This window comes from Alkalisalibacterium limincola (assembly GCF_008017755.1).
GTDB lineage: Bacteria > Pseudomonadota > Gammaproteobacteria > Xanthomonadales > Xanthomonadaceae > Alkalisalibacterium > Alkalisalibacterium limincola.
In genome coordinates this window covers 149,744-169,386 of the sequence record NZ_VRTS01000004.1, presented here as the reverse complement: position 1 = coordinate 169,386, position 19,643 = coordinate 149,744, and the positions used below count along the sequence as shown (strand labels likewise).

The 19,643-nt window shown below is 67.1% G+C and carries 19 protein-coding genes and 1 tRNA gene; 6 read left to right on the top strand and 14 right to left on the bottom strand.

Annotated elements, in window-relative coordinates; translation table 11 throughout:
- Nucleotides 1-13 precede the first annotated feature (13 nt).
- The 7 genes from tssG to FU658_RS07630 form a co-directional block, all read right to left on the bottom strand.
- The gene (gene tssG / locus FU658_RS07660) at nt 14-1,060 is read right to left on the bottom strand and encodes a type VI secretion system baseplate subunit TssG (RefSeq protein ID WP_147891535.1); all 1,047 of its coding nucleotides are present in this window, start codon (nt 1,058-1,060) and stop codon (nt 14-16) included.
- Complete coding sequence (tssF, locus tag FU658_RS07655) at nt 1,024-2,856, bottom strand: type VI secretion system baseplate subunit TssF (RefSeq protein WP_147891534.1); 1,833 nt, start codon at nt 2,854-2,856, stop codon at nt 1,024-1,026. Before tssF ends, tssG begins: the two co-directional genes overlap by 37 nt.
- A gap of 5 nt (nt 2,857-2,861) precedes the next feature.
- Entirely contained in the window at nt 2,862-3,344 is a 483-nt protein-coding gene (gene tssE / locus FU658_RS07650) for a type VI secretion system baseplate subunit TssE (protein WP_147891533.1), read from the bottom strand.
- 100 nt (nt 3,345-3,444) lie between these two features.
- Nucleotides 3,445-3,948, bottom strand: a complete 504-nt coding sequence (locus FU658_RS07645; protein WP_147891532.1) for an Hcp family type VI secretion system effector — start codon at nt 3,946-3,948, stop codon at nt 3,445-3,447.
- 60 nt (nt 3,949-4,008) lie between these two features.
- Nucleotides 4,009-5,493 carry a type VI secretion system contractile sheath large subunit gene (tssC, locus tag FU658_RS07640; RefSeq protein ID WP_147891531.1) on the bottom strand — a complete coding sequence of 495 codons (1,485 nt, stop codon included), beginning with the start codon at nt 5,491-5,493 and terminating at the stop codon, nt 4,009-4,011.
- A 1-nt stretch (nt 5,494) separates the two neighbouring features.
- Nucleotides 5,495-5,995: a type VI secretion system contractile sheath small subunit gene (gene tssB, locus FU658_RS07635; RefSeq protein ID WP_147891530.1), complete on the bottom strand. Its 501-nt coding sequence runs from the start codon at nt 5,993-5,995 to the stop codon at nt 5,495-5,497.
- Between the two features lies 1 nt (nt 5,996).
- Nucleotides 5,997-6,497: a tetratricopeptide repeat protein gene (locus FU658_RS07630; RefSeq protein WP_147891529.1), complete on the bottom strand. Its 501-nt coding sequence runs from the start codon at nt 6,495-6,497 to the stop codon at nt 5,997-5,999.
- A 335-nt stretch (nt 6,498-6,832) separates the two neighbouring features.
- Between FU658_RS07630 and tssJ the strand changes: the two genes are divergently transcribed.
- The 5 genes from tssJ to FU658_RS07605 all read left to right on the top strand — a co-directional run bounded on the left by tssJ (nt 6,833) and on the right by FU658_RS07605 (nt 10,456).
- Complete coding sequence (gene tssJ / locus FU658_RS07625; RefSeq protein WP_187265994.1) at nt 6,833-7,456, top strand: type VI secretion system lipoprotein TssJ; 624 nt, start codon at nt 6,833-6,835, stop codon at nt 7,454-7,456.
- Between the two features lie 42 nt (nt 7,457-7,498).
- Nucleotides 7,499-8,842: a type VI secretion system baseplate subunit TssK gene (tssK, locus tag FU658_RS07620; protein ID WP_147891527.1), complete on the top strand. Its 1,344-nt coding sequence runs from the start codon at nt 7,499-7,501 to the stop codon at nt 8,840-8,842.
- Nucleotides 8,839-9,633 (top strand): type IVB secretion system protein IcmH/DotU, encoded by a 795-nt coding sequence (gene icmH, locus FU658_RS07615; RefSeq protein ID WP_147891526.1) that lies wholly within the window; start codon nt 8,839-8,841, stop codon nt 9,631-9,633. Before tssK ends, icmH begins: the two co-directional genes overlap by 4 nt.
- A gap of 45 nt (nt 9,634-9,678) precedes the next feature.
- On the top strand, nt 9,679-10,341 hold the full coding sequence (locus FU658_RS07610) for a GspH/FimT family pseudopilin (RefSeq protein WP_147891525.1): 663 nt from the start codon (nt 9,679-9,681) through the stop codon (nt 10,339-10,341).
- 38 nt (nt 10,342-10,379) lie between these two features.
- Nucleotides 10,380-10,456 (top strand) — tRNA-Asn (locus tag FU658_RS07605).
- Nucleotides 10,457-10,572: 116 nt separating this feature from the next.
- On the opposite strand, the gene FU658_RS07600 is transcribed toward FU658_RS07605, so the two are convergent.
- From FU658_RS07600 to FU658_RS07575, 6 genes are read right to left on the bottom strand one after another with little or no spacing between them, the layout of a single operon-like run.
- Nucleotides 10,573-10,968, bottom strand: coding sequence for a type IV pilin protein (locus tag FU658_RS07600; RefSeq protein WP_187265992.1), 396 nt, complete (start codon nt 10,966-10,968; stop codon nt 10,573-10,575).
- 3 nt (nt 10,969-10,971) lie between these two features.
- A complete protein-coding gene (locus FU658_RS07595; protein ID WP_255505479.1) occupies nt 10,972-14,283 on the bottom strand; it encodes a pilus assembly protein in 3,312 nt (1,103 codons plus the stop codon).
- Between the two features lie 42 nt (nt 14,284-14,325).
- A complete protein-coding gene (locus tag FU658_RS07590; RefSeq protein WP_147891524.1) occupies nt 14,326-14,880 on the bottom strand; it encodes a pilus assembly PilX family protein in 555 nt (184 codons plus the stop codon).
- An 8-nt stretch (nt 14,881-14,888) separates the two neighbouring features.
- Nucleotides 14,889-15,917 (bottom strand): prepilin-type N-terminal cleavage/methylation domain-containing protein, encoded by a 1,029-nt coding sequence (locus tag FU658_RS07585; protein WP_147891523.1) that lies wholly within the window; start codon nt 15,915-15,917, stop codon nt 14,889-14,891.
- On the bottom strand, nt 15,914-16,381 hold the full coding sequence (gene pilV, locus FU658_RS07580; protein WP_147891522.1) for a type IV pilus modification protein PilV: 468 nt from the start codon (nt 16,379-16,381) through the stop codon (nt 15,914-15,916). Before pilV ends, FU658_RS07585 begins: the two co-directional genes overlap by 4 nt.
- Nucleotides 16,378-16,968, bottom strand: a complete 591-nt coding sequence (locus FU658_RS07575) for a GspH/FimT family pseudopilin (RefSeq protein ID WP_147891521.1) — start codon at nt 16,966-16,968, stop codon at nt 16,378-16,380. The genes pilV and FU658_RS07575 overlap by 4 nt, the downstream gene beginning before the upstream one ends.
- Before the next feature lie 189 nt (nt 16,969-17,157).
- On the opposite strand from FU658_RS07575, the gene FU658_RS07570 reads away from it, so the two are divergent.
- Entirely contained in the window at nt 17,158-18,174 is a 1,017-nt protein-coding gene (locus FU658_RS07570) for a sensor histidine kinase (RefSeq protein ID WP_187265991.1), read from the top strand.
- Nucleotides 18,175-18,199: 25 nt separating this feature from the next.
- On the opposite strand, the gene ppnN is transcribed toward FU658_RS07570, so the two are convergent.
- Nucleotides 18,200-19,585 carry a nucleotide 5'-monophosphate nucleosidase PpnN gene (gene ppnN / locus FU658_RS07565; RefSeq protein WP_147891519.1) on the bottom strand — a complete coding sequence of 462 codons (1,386 nt, stop codon included), beginning with the start codon at nt 19,583-19,585 and terminating at the stop codon, nt 18,200-18,202.
- Nucleotides 19,586-19,643 lie beyond the last annotated feature (58 nt).

The window sequence follows — 19,643 nt, the reverse complement described above, 5'->3', positions numbered from 1 at the left end:
GGGTTGCGTCGCGTCAGTGCGACGGCTGGAGGAGGTAGCCGGTGTCGCCGCGCGGCTCACCGGTCGGGGTGGAGATCAGGAAGGCATCCAGGCCCAGGCGACCACCGGAACGGCACAGCGACACCGGCCGCACGTCGTCGGGATGCAGCACCAGGCGGACTTCGTACTCGAAGCCGATGCCGCCCAGCAGGCCGACCCAGCGTGCCAGGGCGCGAGCGCCCGGGGCCCCGGGCAGCAGCGTGTCGAAATCCCTGCGCCGGAGCGGACCGAAGCACAGGCGCAGTCGCAGGTCGCGCTGGTGGAGTCGGTCACCGCACAGCGCGCCGCGGCCCAGCGTGGCGCCCGGCTGGCCCAGCCGGGTCTGCTGGTCCACCGGCACCGGGTACCAGGCACCGACGAACTGCTCGACGCGCAGCGGCAGACCGAAGTGGTCGGCGAGCACGCGCTGCATCGCCACGGCCGACAGCGGCCGCCGCCGCACCAGGCCGGCGTAGTGCGCGATGCTCTGGTCGTACACGGCACCGTCGTCCTGGCCAAGCACGTCCCTGGGCTGGGCCATGCCCATGCCAGCCAGCGCCAGCAGCAGGTCCTGGAAACGGTCCGCACCGGCCGGCGCCTGCTGCAGCGCCGGGCGGTGCTTGAGCCACGCGGCATGGAACAGCGACACCGCGCGTTGGTTGAAGATGTCGAGGAAGGCGCGTCCGGTGTGGTCGCGATGCACCGCCTCGCGCTCGGCCAGGCGCTCGGTGTAGGCGAGCGGCAGCGTCCCCGCCTGGCCCAGCAAGCCGATGAATGCGGGCGTGATGCAAACCTGCACCGGCGGCTGCCCCTCGACAGCCGCGGCCTCGACGTCCAGCGACTCGATCTCGCCCGCGGCGAATGCCAGCGACAGGCTGTTGCGGAAACGGATCCGATGCGCATGGACGTCCGTGGCACCCACGCCATGACGCGAGTAGAGCTGCTCGAGCAAGCGCAACGCCTGGAAGAACCCGAAGCGCTGGGGCTGCTCGAGGAGCTGTTGGCCTACAGCAGGACCGAGTCGCCGCTTCGCGCCGGACATCTCAGGATCTCCTCGCCGCTGCGCCCGGAGACCAGCACCAGGCGAGAGAAGCTGTTGAGGTGGACGTGGAGCGCGAGGAAGCGCTCCAGCACACCGGTGAACACATGCAGACCGGCACCGACGAAACTGTCGTCGTCGATGCTCAGCCGCACCTCCATGCCCCGCGCCTGGCTCGGGAAACCCGCACCCGGCAGCCAGGCCGTCGCCGGCTGTACGTCGAGGCCGGTGATGCCCTCGATCTGCCGGCTGGAGATGGCCGAGCGCGGCAGGTCGTACAGGCGCATCGTTTCCCGCAGGGCCTCCACGCCGCCGGCCGCAAGCCCGGTGTGACTCAGGGAGAGCTGGGAGATCAATCGCCAGTGCGCGCCGCGACCGCGGGCAAAGCGCAGCGGCGCGGTGGGCTTGCGCAGCAGCGCGATGGAGCGCACCGGCCCACCGCCCTCCAGGGTCAGGTCGCCACCGGTGATGCCGAAGGCGAGATAGGTCGGCAGGTCGCGGTTGCTGCAGCTCAGTTCAAGGCTCAGCACCTCGGCCTGCGGGACGGCGGGATCGAAGTCGAGGTCGACCAGGCTCAGGCTCAGCTCATGGCCCGGGCTATGTTCGGCCAGCCACTCGTCGCGATGTGCCATCCAGTAGTGCCGGCCCTGCCCCCGGGTGGCGCCGTGCTGGAGCGAGTACAGCGGACGGAACTCGGTGATGTCCTCCCCCTGTGCCGTGTGCCTCACGCGCTTGACCGACTCCACCGAGTGCACCTCGAATGCATACGGCCGCCGGGCATCGGCCAGGACCGGATAGCGCGTGTCGGTGTGGGTGAGCCGTATCGGCTCGCCGGGCTGCCTGAACAGGTTGACCACCGGCGTGCAGCCCAGCCGCAGGTTCGACGCGTCGACCCCCTGGAGCAGGTGGGCCTGCGCCTCCTGGGCGTGTGCCGACGCAAGCGCCAGGTGCAACACGACCCGCTTCCCGCCCTGCGGCGACAGCGCCCCGAGCTCGATGTCGAAGAACCCGAACTTCTCCGGAAAAGCGAAGAGCTCGGTGAGCAGGCGGTAGGCCGGGTGGGCCCGCGCCGGCAGCTCCAGCAGGGCCTCGTCCTCCTCGAAGCCCACCGGACGCACCGGGTTGTCGATGGGGATCCAGCGCCCGTCGGACGCACCCTCGGCCCATGCGCCCACGACGCGCATGCCCAGCGCGTCGCGCAAGGCCGCACACAGCGAGGGCTCGCCGTCGACGAACACCCGGAGCGCGGGCAGTTTCAGGCGGGAGAAGTCGCCCTGTTCACCGAGGTGCTCGAGTTCGATCGAGATCTGCGCGCAGGCGCGATCGGGAAGTCGCGTGCCCTGGGGTGGCGACAACACGGAACTGAAGCCGGCGCGCGCCAGCCGGACCGGCGCGAGCGTGACCGGATAGGCGGTACGGAAGCGGCATGCCACGCCACGCACGGGCCGCGATCGCAACTCGGTGCCGCGCTCGATCAACAGAGGGGCGCGCAACTGCGCGGCCGAAGCGCCGGCGTCGAAGCAGGCAATCGAACACGAGGGGAAGGGCCGCAGGTAGTGCGGATAGAGCACCTCCAGCAGGGCTTCGGTGAATTCCGGGAAGTCGTCCTCGATGCGCTTGGATACGCGTGCGCTGAGCAGCGCGAAAGACTCGATCAGGCGCTCGACGTGGGGGTCCTGGCCGATGTCGCCCGACAGGCGCAGGCGCCCGGCGATCTTCGGGTAGCGCTCGGCGAACTCCCGGGCGTTGCGGCGCAGGAAGGCGAGCTCGCGCTCGTAGTAGGGCAGCAGCTGTTCCATGCGCGTCAGGCCGCCTGCCGGCGCTGCGGCGATATCCGGTATTGCAGCGTGGAGGGTTGCAGCATCGCGTCGAAGCTCACCGGCTCGCTGGCGGGGTGGGCAATGAGCAGCGCGCTGATCGTGAAACGCAGGCCGGTGACGCTGCCCTGCTCCAGCTCGAGGTCCACACGCACGTCGCGCAGGCGCGGCTCGTGGATGCGGATGCCCGATTCCAGGCTGGCGCAGATGCGTGCCCGGTCGTGGGCGCTGGCCAGGCTCAGGCCAGAGAAGTCGGGCATGCCGTAGCTGGCCAGCGAGCGCTGGCACTCCGGCAACGCGGCCAGCAGCGAGGCGTCGAGCACCGCCCGGGTATTGAGCAGGCACTCCAGGTCGCGGGCCACCGATTCCTTGAAACGCTCCATCGTGAAGCGCTTGAACATGCCACTGTCCGGGGAGCGCGGTTCGTCGTCGAACAGCTTCTCCAGCAGGCTGGGCTCGAATCCCTTCATCGTGACGCTCCTGGGGGCGCGCCATCCCGGCACGCCGCCGGGGCGCGGGATTGCGCCCCGGAACGACGGGGCCGTTTCCGGCCCCGTCGGTGCATCGGACTCAGACCGCGAGGGTCTTGTCGTTCTTCGTCAGGCTCCAGGCACCCTGCGAGCTGCCGCCCTGGCCACCGCCGATCTTCTGCTGCGTGTACTTCCACTGCACCGCGGCGTACTTCAGGCTCAGCGTCTCCTGCGGCAGGCCCTCGCCCTCCACGCTCGGCGCGATGCTGGAGACGATGACGTTCTTCAGTGTCAGCTCCAGGTACTTCACGCGCTTGCCGTCGCCGTCGGCGCGCAGGAACTCAACCAGCACCGTGTCGAAGGTGGTGCCGCCCGAGCACTGCTGGTAGAGCTGCGGGCTGACCACGTCGATGTCCTTCACGAACACCATCTCCTCGTGCTCGCAGCGCTCGGCGGTGTGGCCGCCGGCGGTCGAGGCCGTCGCCGACTTCGGCTGGCGGATCACGTGCCGCCAGGAGGAGACTTCGATCCAATCCTTGTGGTCCTTGTCCGCCGACTCGCCCTTGATGTCGGGCTTGGAGAACTTGATGTAGATATCCTTCATGGGTGCTTCCTTGGCAATGTTGCGGATGGAAAAGAAGTCGGCACGCAGCGATCCTGCTGCTTAGGACTTCACGGATGGCGGCAGTTCCGCGACCAGTCGCAGCGACACCGACAGCTCGTCGAGCTGGAAGTGCGGCCGCAGGAACGCCACCGCTCGGAACGCGCCCGGGCGACCGGGCACCTCCGAAACCTGGATCGATGCTTCACGCAGCGGGTACTGGGCCTTCGCCTCCTGGGTGGCGTTGTCGTCCAGCAGCACGTACTGCGTGATCCATCGGTTGAGGAAGGACTCGACGCTGGCCACCGAGGCGAAGCTGCCGACCTTGTCGCGCATCATCGCCTTTAGGTAGTGGGCCACGCGCGAGACCGCGAAGATGTATTGCAGCTGCGAGGACAGCAGCGAGTTCGCGTTCGCCGCGTCGGTGTTGTACTTGCGCGGCTTCTGCAGGGACTGGGCGCCGAAGAACGCCGCGTAGTCGGTGTTCTTGCAGTGCACCAGCGGGATGAAGCCCAGGTCGGAAAGCTCCTTCTCGCGGCGGTCGGTGATGGCCACCTCGGTCGGGCACTTCAACGCCACCTCGCCGTCGTCGGTCTTGAAGGTGTGGGTGGGCAGGTCCTCGACCAGTCCACCGCCCTCCACGCCGCGGATCGCCGCACACCAGCCGTAGTCCTCGAACGCCCGGGTCAGCCGCGCACCGAAGGCATAGGCGGTGTTGCACCACAGGTATTTGGCGTGGTCGGTGCCGGAGACGTCCTCGACGAAGTTGAAGCCCTCCGTGGTGGTGCCGTCCTTGGGGTTGTAGGGCAGCCGACCCAGGAAGCGCGGTGCGGTAAGCCCGACGTAGCGGCTGTCCTCGGACTCGCGCAGCGACTTCCACTTCGCGTACTCCACGGTGTCGAACACCTTGGCGAGGTCGCGCGGCTTGCCCAGCTCGGTGAAGCTCTCGAAGCCGAACAGTTCCGGGGCGGCAGCCGCGATGAACGGCGCGTGCGCCGCCGCGGCCACGTGCGACATCTGCTCGATGAAGTACATGTCCTCGGGCTGGCGGCTGACCTCGTAGTCGCCGATCAGGGCCCCGAAGGGTGCGCCACCGAAGGTGCCGAACTCCTCCTCGTAGACCTTCTTGAACAGCGCGGACTGGTCGAAGTCCAGTGCCGACTTGAAGTCGCGGTTGAGGTCCGGCTTCGGCGCGTTGAGCACCTTGATCTTGAGCGTGGCGCTGGTGGAGGTCTGCTGGCACAGGTAGTGCAGGCCGCGCCAGGTGCCCTCCAGCTTCTGGAACTGCGGCGCGTGCATGATGGCGCTGAGCTGCTCGGAGATCAGCCGGTCGAGCTCGGCCACGCGCGCGTCCAGGGCCAGGTTGAGGTTGTCCGACACCACCACGGTGCCCTCGAGCACCTCGCGCACCAGCTCGGAGATGATGTCGCGGGCGCGGGCGCGCTCGCTGTCGGATTTGGCGACCTTGGAGTGCTCGACGATCTCGTCGAGCAGGTCCACTGCGGTGGCATCTGCGGTGGGCTGTGCAATCGCGGCTTCTGCGTTCATGTCACTCCCCCTGGCCCGAGCCGATCTGCTCGAGCTGCTCGGTGTTGTTGAGGACCTCGGCCAGCAGATCCTCCAGTTTCTCGTTGCCGGCCAGCTTGTTGCGCAGGTCGGCCAGCTTCCCGCGCGCCTCCAGCAGCTTGCGCAGCGGCTCGACCTGCTCCACCACCGCCTCGGGCCGGAAGTCGTCGATCGACTGGAACGTCAGGTCGATGCCGATCTCGCCACCCTCGTCGCCCAGGCGGTTGGGCGCGCGGAAGGCGGCACGCGGCTTCATCCCGGCCATCACGTCGTCGAAGTTGTCCATGTCGACGTTCACGAACTTGCGGTCCTTCAGCCGCGGCATCGGCTGCTCGCTCTGCCCGGCGAAGTCGCCCATGACGCCGACCACGAAGGGCAGCTCCTTGTGCTCGATCGCGTCGCCCTTCTCGATGTCGTAGGTCAGTTGCACGCGCGGCGGTCGCACTTTCTGCAGCCGCTTCTGGATGCTCTCTTTCTTCGCCATGTCAGCCTCCTGCTGGTGTGGTTGTCCTTACTCGCCGCCCTGCAGCACCGAGAACGGGTCGGATGGTGTGGAAGCGGGCCGTGGGGCCGGCGCGCTGGCGGCCGGTCGCGCCGGGGCCGCACGCCGGGCGGGGCGCGGGCGGCTGCGGGGCCTGCGCGGCCTGGGGCACCAGGATGTCCTCGCCCAGCGTCTGCCGCATCGAAGCCGCCAGCCGCTCGGCCTCGGCGCGCGCCGCGCCGGTCAGGCCGTCGGGACCCTGCATCCGGGCCAGCGTGCCAATCGCGATGCGCAGGCTGCTGACCACCAGGTAGCTGTCGGCCACGTGATCGTCGGGGTCGCGCGCCAGCACCTCCTGCGCAGACACGACCGCCGCGCCGTAGTGCTCGGCCTGGAAGTGCATCTGGGTCTTTCGCATCCACGGCGCCTTGCTGGTCGGATCCGCGCGCGCGGCCTCGTCGAGCACGGCCAACGCGGCCTCCACGTCGCCGGCGGAGGCCAGCATGGCGGCCTCGTCCATGAGGACGGCGAAATCAGGTTCCGGGGGCGCTTCACGTACGTCCTGGCACGCAGCCAGCAGGAAAACGGCAAGCACAAGCACAACGGCTCGGGCGCGAACGCCCAGTCGGGTCGAATCCATTCGAGTACCTCTCCATGTGGAGCCCCGGGCCTTGCACCCGATGCTCCGAAATTGCTCACCGCCCTAGCGCGGCTCGCGTCGTTTCAGGTAGCGTATAGCAAGTTCAACGCGAAATGAAAGTCCCACCGACGACCCGAGTCGAGCCAATGACAGCGAATGGATTCCACTGCGGCCAGGAAGGCCGAGGGCATGGGACAGGCGTGCACGCGCGCCCACCATGGACCACCGAAAAACCGCTCGCGCGGCTGTTCGCAGCGTTCGCGCTGTGCTTGGTTCTGGCCGGATGCACGACGGCCCCGCGTCTTGGCGAGCGCCTCGGCGAGACGCTCGAGGGTATCGGCCTGAAGCGCTCCAACGAAGCGGAAAACGAAACGGAAAGTGCGCTGCGCCTGCGCATGCACGCGGCGCCCAACCTCAATGGCGGCAGCGAGGAGCGCCCGCTCGCACTGGTGGTGAAGCTCTACCACCTGCGCGAGCACGAGAGGTTCCAGGCCCTGCCCTTCGACGCGTTCCTCGACGAGGCGGCGATGGATGAGGCCTTGGGCAGGGACCTGCTGCAATCGCGCGAGGTGCTGGTGCTTCCGAACCAGCGTTACGACGTGCTGGAAACGCTTGCACCCGGCGCCACGCACCTGGGCGTGGTGGCACTGTTCCGCAATCCCGCGGACACGCGCTGGCGCTTCGTGTTCGGCACCGGGGACGCCGCGGCCAACGGCCTCCTGGTCGGCCTGCACGCCTGTGCGATGACCACCACCAGCGATGCACTCGTGACGCGGCTGGGAAGCCCGGCACACACGCTTTCCGCCACGGCCTGCCCGCAATAGCGCGCCGGCCGTGCTTTCAAGGACCGAAACAAGGCGAACACCGTGAACCAGACTTCAAAGCTCCTCTGGGGCGAGGGCCTTTTCCTGCGGCCGCAGCATTTCCAGCAGCAGGACGCGTACCACGAATCGCGGCTGCAACAGGTGGCCAGTGCGCTCAGTCCTCACGGCTGGGGCCTGCGTCACGCACGCCTGGACGTGGACGGCCTGGCCTCGGGCACGCTGCGCGTGCTTCAGCTCTCCGCGATCTTTCCCGACGGCGAGGTCTATGTAGCGCCGGAGGGCGACGAATTGCCGCCCCCGCTGGCGCTCAACGACGCGATCGCCGGCGCCGAGGGGCGCACGGTGCACCTTGCACTGCCCCTGCTCAACGCCATGGGCGGCAATTGCGAGGACGGCACCGGCGGCGCCAGCCCGCGCTATCAAGCCTCCAGTCGGGCAACCGCCGACCTGTTCACGGCTTCCGGCGAGGCGGACGTCATGGTGCTGCGCAAGCGCCCGCGCCTGCTGCTCGACAACCAGCCGCGCGATCCGTTCACCAGCCTGCCGCTGGCGCGCATCCGCCGCGGCGCCACCGGAAGCTTCGAGATCGACGAGGACTTCCTGCCGCCCGTGCTGTCACTGCAGGGCAGTCCTGCCCTGCACCTCCGGCTGCGACGCCTGCTCGATGCGCTGCAGGCCAAGGCCGAGGCCCTGCGCGGCATGCACCGCGAGCCGACGCAGCACATCGTCGAGTTCCGCTCGGGCGACATCGCCTCGTTCTGGCTGCTGCACACGGTGAACGCCAGCTTCGCCGCGCTGGCCCATCTGCACCAGCAGCCGGGCCTGCATCCGGAGCGCCTGCACCAGGAGCTTTCACGCCTGGCCGGCGCGTTGATGACCTTCTCAACCACGCACACCCTGGCTGCGCTGCCTCCCTACCGGCACGCCGAGCCCGGACCGGGCTTCGACCAGCTGTTCGCGATGGTGCGCGACCTCATCGATACCGTGATCTCGGCACGCTACTTCCCGATCGCACTGACCGAGACCCGCCCCGCACACCACCTGGGGCAATTGGATTCGCAGAAGATCGACGACAAGACCACGCTGTTCCTGTCCGTCGCCGCGGACCTGCCCGCCAACGACCTGGTGAACCAGGTGCCCGTGCGCTTCAAGGTCGGCGCACCCGACGACGTCGAGAAATGCGTGCTGTCCGCCCTGCCCGGCGTGAAGCTGGTGCACTGCGCCCAGGTACCCGCCGCGGTCCCGGTGCGGCCCGGTCACCAGTACTTCAGCCTGGAACCCCGTGGCCCGCTGTACGAGCGGATGCTCAAGGCGCAAAGCACGATGATCTACGTTCCAAGCGGCATCCGTGAACTCAAGCTCGAACTGCTGGCGGTGACCCAATGAATCCGAAGACCCCAAGCCTTGGCGTGCCCGCCGCCCTGTCGAGCGGACCGGCCTCGCCGGAGCGTCCTGCCGTGAAGCTCGAGCCCGTGGCCCGCACCCTGCTGGACCTCATGTCGGAGGCGTTCTACCTCCTGCTGCTGCTCAAGCGCGGACAGAGCCCGACCGACGCCACGATGTTCGTGCAGCAGGTGCGCGAGCTGCTCGACACCGTCGAGCGCAATGCGATGAAGCTCGGCATTGCCGGAGAGGACATCTATGCCGCGAAGTACGCCTACTGCGCGGCGATCGACGAGGCGATCCTCTCCACGCCCTCGGCCGTGCGCGACGACTGGGAACTGCAGCCGCTGCAGCTGATCCTGTTCGGCGACCACCTGGCCGGCGAGCACTTCTTCACCCGGCTGGAGGAACTGCGTGCCCAGGGCGGCGCCCGACTGCAGGCGCTGGAGGTGTACTACTTCATCCTGCTGCTGGGCTTCGAAGGGAAATACCGCCTGGAGGGTCCCGAGAAACTGGGCTACCTGACGGCGCGGCTGGGCGACGAGATCACCTACCTCAAGGGCCGGCGCGCGGCGTTCGCGCCGCATTGGGCGCCTCCGGACGCCGTGGCCCATGCGATCCGGCGACAGGCGCCGGTGTGGTTGCCGGTGGTTGCCGTAGCCGTGCTGGGAATCGCCGGCTACCTGATGCTGGCCCATGCGCTTTCGCGTGACACCCACCGGTCCATGGCGGCGCACCAGGACGTGGTGAGTGTCCCACCGCGCACGGCACACGTGACCATCACGCTGCCCTAGGTTCGCCCATGGTCTTGCAGGGGTGGATGGCGGACACGCGTTGACGTGGTTCGCCTACCCCGGTGGCCGAACGCCTCGACTGTCGCTCCCGGAGCCACCGCCCTAGCCTTCCCTTCGTGGCATCCACTTCGAAGCCAGGGAGGGCTTGACGTGAGAACGACCCAGGCGGGGCTGACTCTGCTGGAACTGATCGTGGCGCTGGCGATCCTGGGGATTGTCCTGGCTCTCGCAGCCCCCTCCTTCAGCGCGATCGCGGAATCCGGCAGGTTCGCTGGTGCGTCCCACCAGCTCAGTGTCAGCCTGGCGACTGCCCGCACGCTGTCGATCACCCGGGGCCAGCGCGTCAGCGTCTGCCCGCTCGCCACCGGCAACCGCTGTACCGGCGGAAGTGACTGGACCCGGGGCTGGATGGTGTTCCTCGACCCCGACCGGGCGGGGCAACCCAAGGACGACGACGCGATCGTCCAGGTGTTCGAACGCGGGCCTGGCAACACCAGTCTCCGCGTCGGCACCACCCCAGGGCGCCGGTTGGTGCGTTTTTCCCCCGATGGAATGGCGGGAGGGAGCAACCTGACGCTGTCCATCTGCGCGGATGGCGAGGACCGGCTGCTTGGCCAAGTGGTGGTTTCCATGTCAGGGCGTGCGCGCAGCACCCGCCTTGCCTCCGGGGCCACCACAGCGTGCCCGCTCGGCCCACCCCCGGGTTGACGCGGGCCCTGCATCCGTTAAAATACGCGGCTCACCCCGCCCGAATAGCTCAGCTGGTTAGAGCACTTGACTGTTAATCAGGGGGTCGTTGGTTCGAGTCCAACTTCGGGCGCCAGATCAGAAAAAAGGCCACCTTCGGGTGGCCTTTTTTCTTCAGCGTCGAACGGCCTCACCAGCACCCGGCCACGCCATTACCTCCGCTCACGGTCCGCACGCCCGCCTGGTTGAGCGTCAACGTCGCACATCCGGTGTCCCGTTGCTGCGGACTGCCGGCACGGCCTGCACGGTGAACGTGGTCGCCGTGCGCGTCGGGACCGAGAACGTGTAGAACTGGGCCAGGTCTCCCACGCAGCCAAAGCCCGGAATGGCCGGACCGAGATAGGACATGTTGGTGGTATAGGCACGCTCGAGGAACTGGGCGTGCTCCATCATGCAGGTGGTCGCCGCCGCGCGACGCGAATTGACCACCCTGTCCGTGTAGTTGGCGTATGCGAGCGCCGCGAGGACGGCGATGATCGCAATCACGATCATCAACTCGATCAGCGTGAAGCCGTGCGCCTGCCGCCCCCCCGGGGTGAGCACCGCCGCGGGGCGGCGGTGGATCGCCTTCTTGCATGCAAGCTTCATCGATCAGTCTCCAAGAATCTCGCGCCAGGAAATCCGGCCCTTCACCAAGGGGTTGTTGATGCCGACCGCACCCGTGGTACCCAGCGAGCCGCCTGCCACCAGCAGGTTCTCCACCACCGTGGGCGAGGTGGGCATGGCAATGCCCAGGTTCACCGAACCCACCGGCACCGAGCCGTCGCCGTATCCGATGACGTCGTCATCGAAGCTGCCATCGTTGTTCACGTCGAAGAACGGCCGTTGCACGCTGGTGCCGGTGAAGGCGTCGATCGCATTGAGGTAACCGGTACCACCCGCATCACAGGGGTCTGCGCTGGGAAGGATACTGGCCGCCACCAGCACGCGACCGACCATGAGCGGCTCCGCCACCATGCGCTCGGACGGCGGCAGGGTTTGTCCGGTCGGAGGCGTCTGGAGGTTCACGAACCAGCCACGGCTATCGGCCGGCAAGGGTGCGTGTGGCTGGAATCCGCGAACCGGCGTCCCGTCGATGTTGGCAGAGACCACCAGGTTGCGCTGCGTAAGCTGGGTCCCGATGTTGGTGATCCGGGTCCCGTTGTCGATCACGCCGTACCAGCGCTCCTGCCCGGTGCTGTTGATGTCGGACTCCTCGAGGTACTTGCCGGTGCCGAACATCAGCCAGGTCTCGTAGGTGGTCGGGTGGAAGGTCACCTGCATGCCACCGGTGATCGGCCGACCGGTGGCGATCAGCGGATCGCCTCCCGAGGCGCGCTTCAACTGTCCCTGGATGGTCCCACCATCGGCCACGCCCCACTTGTCGACATCGAAATAGTCCAGGTCGAACTTCCAGATGTTGCCCTTCATGTCGGCGGCGAACACGTAGTCGATCAAGCCGTCGCCGTCCTCGTCCCATCCGCGCACGGAAGTGATTCCGTTGTTGGTGTCGCCAGCGGGCCCGACGCGGATGTTGCGCACCAGTGCGCCGGTCTTGAGGTCCACGATGAACAGCGACGCGCGCCCGCTCGTGCTGTTGATGCCATTCCCGAAGATGGCCATTGCCGGCAGCATGGCCGAGTTCTGGTTGCCGGTACGTCCGTTGGTGCGGGCGATCAAGGGCCGATTGAGCACCATCCCGAGATCGGCCTGGGCGTTCTGGGTCGTCCAGCCGGTCAGGTTGGTGGCCGCCGTGTCCCACAGCACATTGCCCGCGGCGAAGGTCTTCGGGTTGGTCACGTCCAGCGCGTAGAGGCCCTTGCCGCCGCGGCCAAGCGTCCCGATGAGGTAGTTCACGCCCGGGGTCTGGGTCTGCGACGAGACGGCGATGGGGCCATCCACGTAGTACTGATGCGAGTAGGCCGGATCGGTGAGCAGGCGAAGGCGCTCGTTGCTGATCCCACCCGGGACATAGGCGAACAGCTCCTTGCCGGTTTCGGAATCGAAGGCGTGCATCATTCCATCGTTTGCGCCGACGAACAGGGCGCCACTGTCGACGTCACCGACGAAGGCAGGGGAGGAGTGGACGATGTCGCCCAACACCGAAGTCCGGTTCCGCAGGGTGCCGCTGTTGCGCTCTTCCCCGGCGGCGTTCCCGAGCAGGTATTCGGCCACGTTGTAGCCATCGATCGCGCCCAATCCGGCGTTGCGATGTGCGAAGAAGTTCCGTCCCTGGTTGTCGCCGAAGGTGAAGACCTGCGCCTTGCGGGCCTCGAACGCCGGGATGTTGCCCGGGTCGGTGGCGCGCCACACCGGATTCGCTGCCACGCCAGCCGCCGAGATCGGATACGCGGCGACCTCACCCGTCCAGCGCCCACCGACGTAGCTGGCCTGGAAGATCCGCGTCTCGTCCCGCAGCGCCACGCTGTTTGCGGCCACGTTGGAGCCGGAGTTGGTGCGCTCGGTGATCGAGTCCAGCGCTTCGGTCAGCCCCGCCGCGAAGGCTTCCGGGTCGGTCACCACCACGAACTCGCCGCGGCCGTTGACCGTCGCGTGCCACATGTCGTCGATGCGCGTGGCATTCCTCGTTGGATGCGGATCGGGCCAGGACTTGGTGCCGTCGGTCAGGGCCGGGAGGTCGGTCTCCGGGTTGAGGGTGCCCGCCAGCCCAAGCGAGATACCGAAGGTGACCATATGCTGCCAGAATGCGGGGTTGCCCGGCGTGGTCGGCACGTCGTTGTCGAGGTCCGGCCGCAGGTCGGTCTTCCAGTAGCGCATGGCCACGTCGGCCAGCGTATTGCTGATGCCGTCGCTGTAGGGTCGCTGCGGTGTGTACTGATAGGTCTGCCCGGTCGGGCTTGTGATCACCAAGCCGGCCACGTCGTCACCGTCAGTCGTGGTGACCGGGGTCTCGTTCCAGTAGCCATCCGAGGTAAGGATGGCGAAGTTCTGCCGGCACGAGAGCTGGTTCTCTGGCGCTTCCGGGCCCCAGGGGCCGGAGGCGGTGGTGGTGCTGAAGTACTGTCCAGCCTCGTTGAGGGCCCGGGCCGACGGCGTATTGCCGGATCCAGACGCCGATAGCAGGCGGGAGTACCACGTCGACCGATTGCCACTGCCGGGCGACTGATCGCGGAACAAACCGCCGTCCACATTGACCGGAATGTCGAAATTAGACTGGTTGTGGAGGGTCCTGTAGCCGACCCGGATGTTCTCGCCGAGCTCGCTGAAGGCGTAGGAGGCACCCGCCTTGGCGACCTTCATGCGGCTGCGATGGTAGGAATACCAAGTTGCGAAATTCTGCTTTTCCTCCGCCAGGGTGCGCGTGACCGCTTCACCATCGAGCCCCGTCCAGCTAAAGTTCGTCACCGCCGTGCAGTTCAGGGTCCAATTATTATTGTCGTTAGGGTTGAGCTCGCACCGTCGAGCTGTGCCGTCCGTGAGGAAGCGATATCGGAAGTACTGGGACGCGTCGCCCAGCGCGGTTGCACCCGCTTTCGGAACAAAGAACGTGCGCGCAGCCGAACCCAGATCAATGGTCCCGCTCGCCTGTTGTCGATTGGAGAAAGCGCTGTTGTACGGCCTTACTTCCATGAACGACCCGTCCGATTTCCGCCACGGGCGGTAAGTCACGGCCGGGTTGTAGTAAATCGTATTGCGTGTATAGGCTTGGTCGGATATATCCACTGGACTAGTGCCCTGAACATCGTCGGGCATGTAGAGCCAGTCCATCGAGCCCGAGTCATCCAGGATGAACAGGATGTTGGGCGCGACGGTGTTGCCGGACTGCAGCGGCACCGGCGGAATGACGACACTCGCGTGCACCGGGACCGCCAGCACCGTCAGCGCACACGCCACCAGTGCTGCGCGAATTCGCGAAGCGGTGCTTGAGACGGTGTTGGGAAGGGGCATGTTCTTGGTATTCATCGCGGTGCTCCGCTGGTGATCCGTAGTGGCTTGCGGCCAGGACTATTCGGGGGATGTGTAGCTGCTTTGCAGCAGGACCTCGGCGCGGCCGGGCGCACGCGCCCGTGCAGTCACGCGATAGCGTGGGCCAAGGCAGCCCACTGGAACCGGTTCAGCGCGGTCGCATCCCACCCAATTCGGGAAAAGACCCATGAACTCGATGAAGTATTCAGGAGTGACCGACAGATCGCCCGACTGCACGGCCGCCGCCGTCACGTAGGGTGGACTGGCAACGGTCCACCGATCGACGGTGGCGGTGCACGTCATGTTGTTCCCAGTCCCGGCACAGTTGGGAACGGGCGCGGTGCACAGTCCGTCCGTGCATGTATCGGTGTAGTCCGCGATGCGCCTTTCCGCCGCCAATGCCTCGCCTTCGCGCAAGGCGGCTTCGGCGGCCTGGAACATCAAAGAACGGTCAAAGAGGTTGCCGCTCATGCGCTCCTCGAGCAGGGCGCCACGCATGCTTGCCAGGCCCAGGATCGTGGTGATCAGCAACAGCATCAGGACCACCAGCAGGGCCATGCCTTGCTGCGCGGTTCCCGTCACGGGGCGATTCATCGAGCGCCTCACGGGTTGCGCCCCCGGATCGTGACCACGTGCGCCATCTGGCGGGTCAGCGCCTGGCCGTCGGTGCCCTGGATCTCGCGATTCACCAGCGCACCCTCCGCCGCCTGCAGCGTCAGGCCGATGCGCACGGCACTGACCTCGCTCCAGCGGGCAACGGGGATGCTCGCGGTGTACTGGTTGGTTCCCGGCAGCAGGTAACGCAGGTCAAGTGCCTGGATACCCTCGGTGACCTCCTCGGGGTCGCGTCCGGTCGAACGACGGTACAGCGAGCGCCCGCCCCTTCCGTTGTGGCCGATGTACCAGATCGTCGAGCTCAACCGCGCCACGCTGGCATTGTCGGCGTACTGCTTGCCATCCTTGGGCTTGGCCTCGCAATCGGGGTCGACGGGAAAGCTCAACGCCTTGCAGAGGTTGCCGGGCGTCTGGTTGTTGCCGGTGTTGTGCACGATCTGCAGGGTGCCGCCCGCGTTCGGGCCACTCATCTGGAAGATGGCGCCCTGCGAGTAATCGCACACGATCAGGATGTCGCCGGCAACGAAACCGTGGTCGGTCGTGTTGGTGAAGATCGTCGCCGACGCCGGATTGTGCTTGGTCACGGTCACGCTGCTGGTGCCCGCCGAACGGAACTCCACGGCCTGCGTGCCGGCAACCCGGTTTCCCGCAGCAGTGCCAAACGGCGCCTGGGCAGCAGCTTCGCCCGCCAGGTAGCCGCGCAGGCCATCGCCCCAGGCGAACTCGCCCGCAGCTCCGGTATTCTTCAACACGTTCGCGATGGGAATGTTGTTGCCGCACGGCGTCGCACCGGCCTCGCGCAGCTCGCGCGCCATGAGCTCGAACGCGATGCGGCCGTTCTCCTGCATGCGCCCCATCGTCTCGGTCGCGGCGTAGGTCTGGCGGTTGGAAATGAAGATGGTGCCCGCGGCCGCCGCGACCAGGAGGCCAATCAACAGCGTGACCATCAGTTCAACCAGGCTGAAGCCACGTTGCCTGCGGGCGCCGGACGTACCGGAATACGAGGTGATGTTCATAGGCGACTCGTCGTGGTGATGGAATGCTCGTCATCGCCCCCGCTGGCGCGGGAGTCGTCCCAGGTCACGATGATGCTGCACACGTCATCGGCCCCGCACTGGATGGCGCCGCAGGCACTGGGCCCCACCGTGGCGAGCAACGACGCGATCCACATGCTCTTGTCCGTCTCGACCAGGTTTCCGGGGGCCGGAGCGCTGCATGTTTCCGCCATGACGTAAGCTCCGGCGCGAGCCGCCGTCAGGTTCGCGCGCATGGAGTCCAACATGGCATAGCTCTGGATGACCGCCTGGGTCCGCTCCATGGAGCCCTGGCTGTTTCGAAGGGCGATCGACTGCATCGCGGCAACACCCAGCAAGCCGACGCTCATGATGATCACGGCTACAAGCACTTCGATCAACGAAGCGCCACGCTGGCGACCAGGCGGCAAAACAGGCGTGCGTCCGGGGGGAGGTAGTAGGTTCATGCGTTGGGTACCGTCGTCGTGCAGCTTGCCGAGGTCAGGGCCGGGTCGACTGACACGCGGGCACCCGAGACCGAAATATGGCGTGCGTTGAGGACAGGCCTGGTGGTGTCCATGCAGACCCTGACCTTGCCCGTCAGGATGGTGCGCGTCGTGCCTTCCCGGGCGAGGCCGTCGGAACGGAACACGATCGTGTTGGCCGACGCGCCGGAAATGCTTCCGCTGACCGACACGAGGACGTCCGCGCTGACTGTCTGGTCCCTCAAGACGGTCACTCCGTCCGGCGCGAGGACAATCACCCGGCGCCAGTTGGCCCCGCCACAGCTCGTGCCATTGGTGCTGGGGCAGACCGTGACCCGACCGTTGCGACGGATCGACTCCATCTTGGCCGACTGCAGCAAACCGACGAATTCGTTCGCGGCAGCGGTGATTCGGTTTCCATTGACCATGCCGCGGAAACTCGGTGCGGCGATGGCGAGGACAACCGCGAGCACGGCGACTGTGATGAGAAGCTCGATCAGCGTAAATCCGCCCGCGCGAGTGCACGCTCGCAACGAATTACATTTCCTACGGTTGGCCCCGGCACTCATGCATTGCACCCCTAGCTTTGCTTGATGGAGCCTATTCGACTGCCGGCCCTGCCGCCAATGGTGCCCGACGGACGGACCGAATGGCGGGATTGGTGGCCATTTTCGAAGCAAGCGCACCCATGGGACGACCAAACAGGCATTATCCGTCCCAGCACCGATGTATCCGCGATACCCGGGGAGAGGGACGCGTTGGACAGGTTCCATAGACACGCTGCACCACTCGACATCCTCTGGCAGGCACGTGCCATCGTCGCCATCATCCTGGCCGGGCAAGGGTTGGCCCTTCTGCTCGCCCTGGCTCCAGGCGTCCAGGGCGATCGCTGGGTGCTTTTTGGCCTGGCGTCCCTCGTGGTTCAGTGGGTCGCGCTGCTGACGCTGCTGGGCCTGTTCCTGCTTCGCCACCTCGTTCGCCACCTTCCACCCATCACCGTCGCATGGGTGGCGCTGGCCCTGTTGCTGATGGCCACCTCGCTGGTGGGTGGCGCGGGCCTTTGGTTCTTCCCCAGTTTGGCCGGCGCCCAGGGCCAAGGACCGGCGATGCTGCAACTGACCCTCTTGGCGCTGACGGTGGGGCTGATGGGCCTGGCTGCGTTCCACACCCATTGGCGCAACCGCAACCTCGCCGCGCGCGCTGCGCGCGCCGAGCTCGAGGCCCTGCAGGCCCGTATCCGCCCCCATTTCCTGTTCAACACACTCAACACCGGCGCGGCACTGGTGCATGACAAGCCCGAGGCGGCCGAGGACCTGCTCCTCGACCTCGCCGATCTCTTCCGTGCCGCACTCAGCGGGCCGGAACTGATCGACCTGGCCGACGAGCTGGAGTTGGCCCGCCGCTACCTGCACATCGAACAGCTGCGATTTGGCGACCGCCTGCGGGTGCGCTGGGAGGTGCCCGAAGTACTACCGGAGGTGAAACTGCCCACGCTGAGCCTGCAGCCCCTGGTGGAAAACGCGGTCAGGCACGGGGTGGAGCCCTGCGCCGAGGGCGGCGAATTGCTGCTGCAGGTGGCCGTAGGCCGCCGCACCGTTCAAGTGCTTGTGCAGAACCCCGTCGCCCGACATGCCCCCCGGAAGCGCAACGGCCACTCGATCGGACTCACCTCGGTGCGCGCGCGTATCGCAGCGCTTACCGACGGCCGCTCACGCCTGGAAGTCCTGCCCGGCGAAGGCGTCTACCGCGTGGCGATCGTCGTGCCGCTGGAGTGAGGCACGACGCTGCCCGCAACCCCGCTCAGCCGGTGACGACCCGATAGCACGGCTTGTACTCCCCGCTGATCTTCATCCGCCGCTGCGCCACGAACGACTCCAGCAGCTTGTCCAGCGCCTGCATGATCGCCGGGTCGCCGCTGATCTCGTAGGGTCCATGCGCCTCGACCTCGCGCATGCCCTCCTCCTTGACGTTGCCGGCCACGATGCCGGAGAACGCGCGCCTGAGGTCGGCCGCCAGCGTGTGCATCGGCTGCTCGCGGTGCAGGTCCAGCCCGGCCATGTTGGCATGCGTGGGCGCGAAGGGCTGCTGGAACGGGTGGTCGATGTGCAGCGACCAGTTGAAGAAGAACGCGTCCTTCTGCTCCAGGCGGCGCTGGCGCACATGGCGCATGCCGCGTGCCATCGTGCGCGCCACCTCGGCCGGATCCTCGACGATGATGCGGTAGTGCTGCGCCACCTCATCGCCCAGCGACAGGCGCAGGAAGGCGTCGATCTGCTCGAAGTACTCCTTCGAACCGGCCGGACCGGTCAGCACCAGCGGGTACTTCAGCCCCTCGTTGGCCGGGTGCAGCAGGATGCCCAGCAGGTAGAGGATCTCCTCGGCCGTGCCAACGCCGCCGGGGAAGATGACGATGCCGTGGCCCAGCCGGACGAACGCCTCCAGGCGCTTCTCGATGTCCGGCATGATCACCAGTTCGTTGACGATCGGGTTGGGCGACTCCGCGGCGATGATGCCCGGCTCGGTGATGCCGATGTAGCGGCCGCCGACGCGACGCTGCTTGGCGTGCGCGATCGTGGCGCCCTTCATCGGCCCCTTCATCGCCCCCGGGCCACAGCCGGTGCAGATGTCGAGGTCGCGCAGGCCCATCTCGTAGCCGACGTGCTTGGTGTACTCGTACTCGTTGCGGCTGATCGAATGGCCACCCCAGCACACCACCAGGCTGGGTTCGACATTGGTGCGCAGCGCATGGGCGTTGCGCAGGATTTCGAACACAGCGCTGGTCAAGCCCTCGGAGGTGCCCAGGTCGAAGCGGTCGCCACGCTTGACCTCGATCGCGGTGTACACGATGTCGCGCACCACCGAGAACAGCTGCTCGGCGACGCCGTGGATGATCTCGCCATCGACGAAGGCGACGGCGGGTGCGTTCTTGAGTTCGAGCTTGATGCCACGGTCCTGCTGCAGCACCTGGATGTCGAAGTCGGGGTAGCGCTCCTGCGCCGCGCGCGGGTCGTCGGACTGGCTGCCGCTGGTCAGCACCGCCAGCGCACAGCGCCGCAGCAGTTCGTGCAGGCCGCCACTGGACGCGTCGCGCAGGCGGATGACTTCGTCGCGGGAAAGGATGTCGAGCCCACCGCGCGGCGAGATGCGCGCGCTGACGGTGTGGCGGTCGGGGGCGGTTGGCGTCATGTGCTCTTCTTGTCTTGTCGGCTCTCGTGAACGGGGGACTCTAGCACCGGTATGCAGC

Bases quoted from the DNA above. Each gene is read 5' to 3' on its own strand.
- pilV (WP_147891522.1), bottom strand. From the start codon at position 16,381: ATGAACCTACTACCTCCCCCCGGACGCACGCCTGTTTTGCCGCCTGGT.
- tssB (WP_147891530.1), bottom strand. From the start codon at position 5,995: ATGGCGAAGAAAGAGAGCATCCAGAAGCGGCTGCAGAAAGTGCGACCG.
- FU658_RS07585 (WP_147891523.1), bottom strand. From the start codon at position 15,917: ATGAACATCACCTCGTATTCCGGTACGTCCGGCGCCCGCAGGCAACGT.
- tssF (WP_147891534.1), bottom strand. From the start codon at position 2,856: ATGGAACAGCTGCTGCCCTACTACGAGCGCGAGCTCGCCTTCCTGCGC.
- tssE (WP_147891533.1), bottom strand. From the start codon at position 3,344: ATGAAGGGATTCGAGCCCAGCCTGCTGGAGAAGCTGTTCGACGACGAA.
- icmH (WP_147891526.1), top strand. From the start codon at position 8,839: ATGAATCCGAAGACCCCAAGCCTTGGCGTGCCCGCCGCCCTGTCGAGC.
- tssC (WP_147891531.1), bottom strand. From the start codon at position 5,493: ATGAACGCAGAAGCCGCGATTGCACAGCCCACCGCAGATGCCACCGCA.
- FU658_RS07590 (WP_147891524.1), bottom strand. From the start codon at position 14,880: ATGAATCGCCCCGTGACGGGAACCGCGCAGCAAGGCATGGCCCTGCTG.
- FU658_RS07575 (WP_147891521.1), bottom strand. From the start codon at position 16,968: ATGAGTGCCGGGGCCAACCGTAGGAAATGTAATTCGTTGCGAGCGTGC.
- ppnN (WP_147891519.1), bottom strand. From the start codon at position 19,585: ATGACGCCAACCGCCCCCGACCGCCACACCGTCAGCGCGCGCATCTCG.
- FU658_RS07645 (WP_147891532.1), bottom strand. From the start codon at position 3,948: ATGAAGGATATCTACATCAAGTTCTCCAAGCCCGACATCAAGGGCGAG.
- FU658_RS07630 (WP_147891529.1), bottom strand. From the start codon at position 6,497: ATGCTGGCCTCCGCCGGCGACGTGGAGGCCGCGTTGGCCGTGCTCGAC.
- FU658_RS07600 (WP_187265992.1), bottom strand. From the start codon at position 10,968: ATGAAGCTTGCATGCAAGAAGGCGATCCACCGCCGCCCCGCGGCGGTG.
- tssG (WP_147891535.1), bottom strand. From the start codon at position 1,060: ATGTCCGGCGCGAAGCGGCGACTCGGTCCTGCTGTAGGCCAACAGCTC.
- FU658_RS07595 (WP_255505479.1), bottom strand. From the start codon at position 14,283: ATGAATACCAAGAACATGCCCCTTCCCAACACCGTCTCAAGCACCGCT.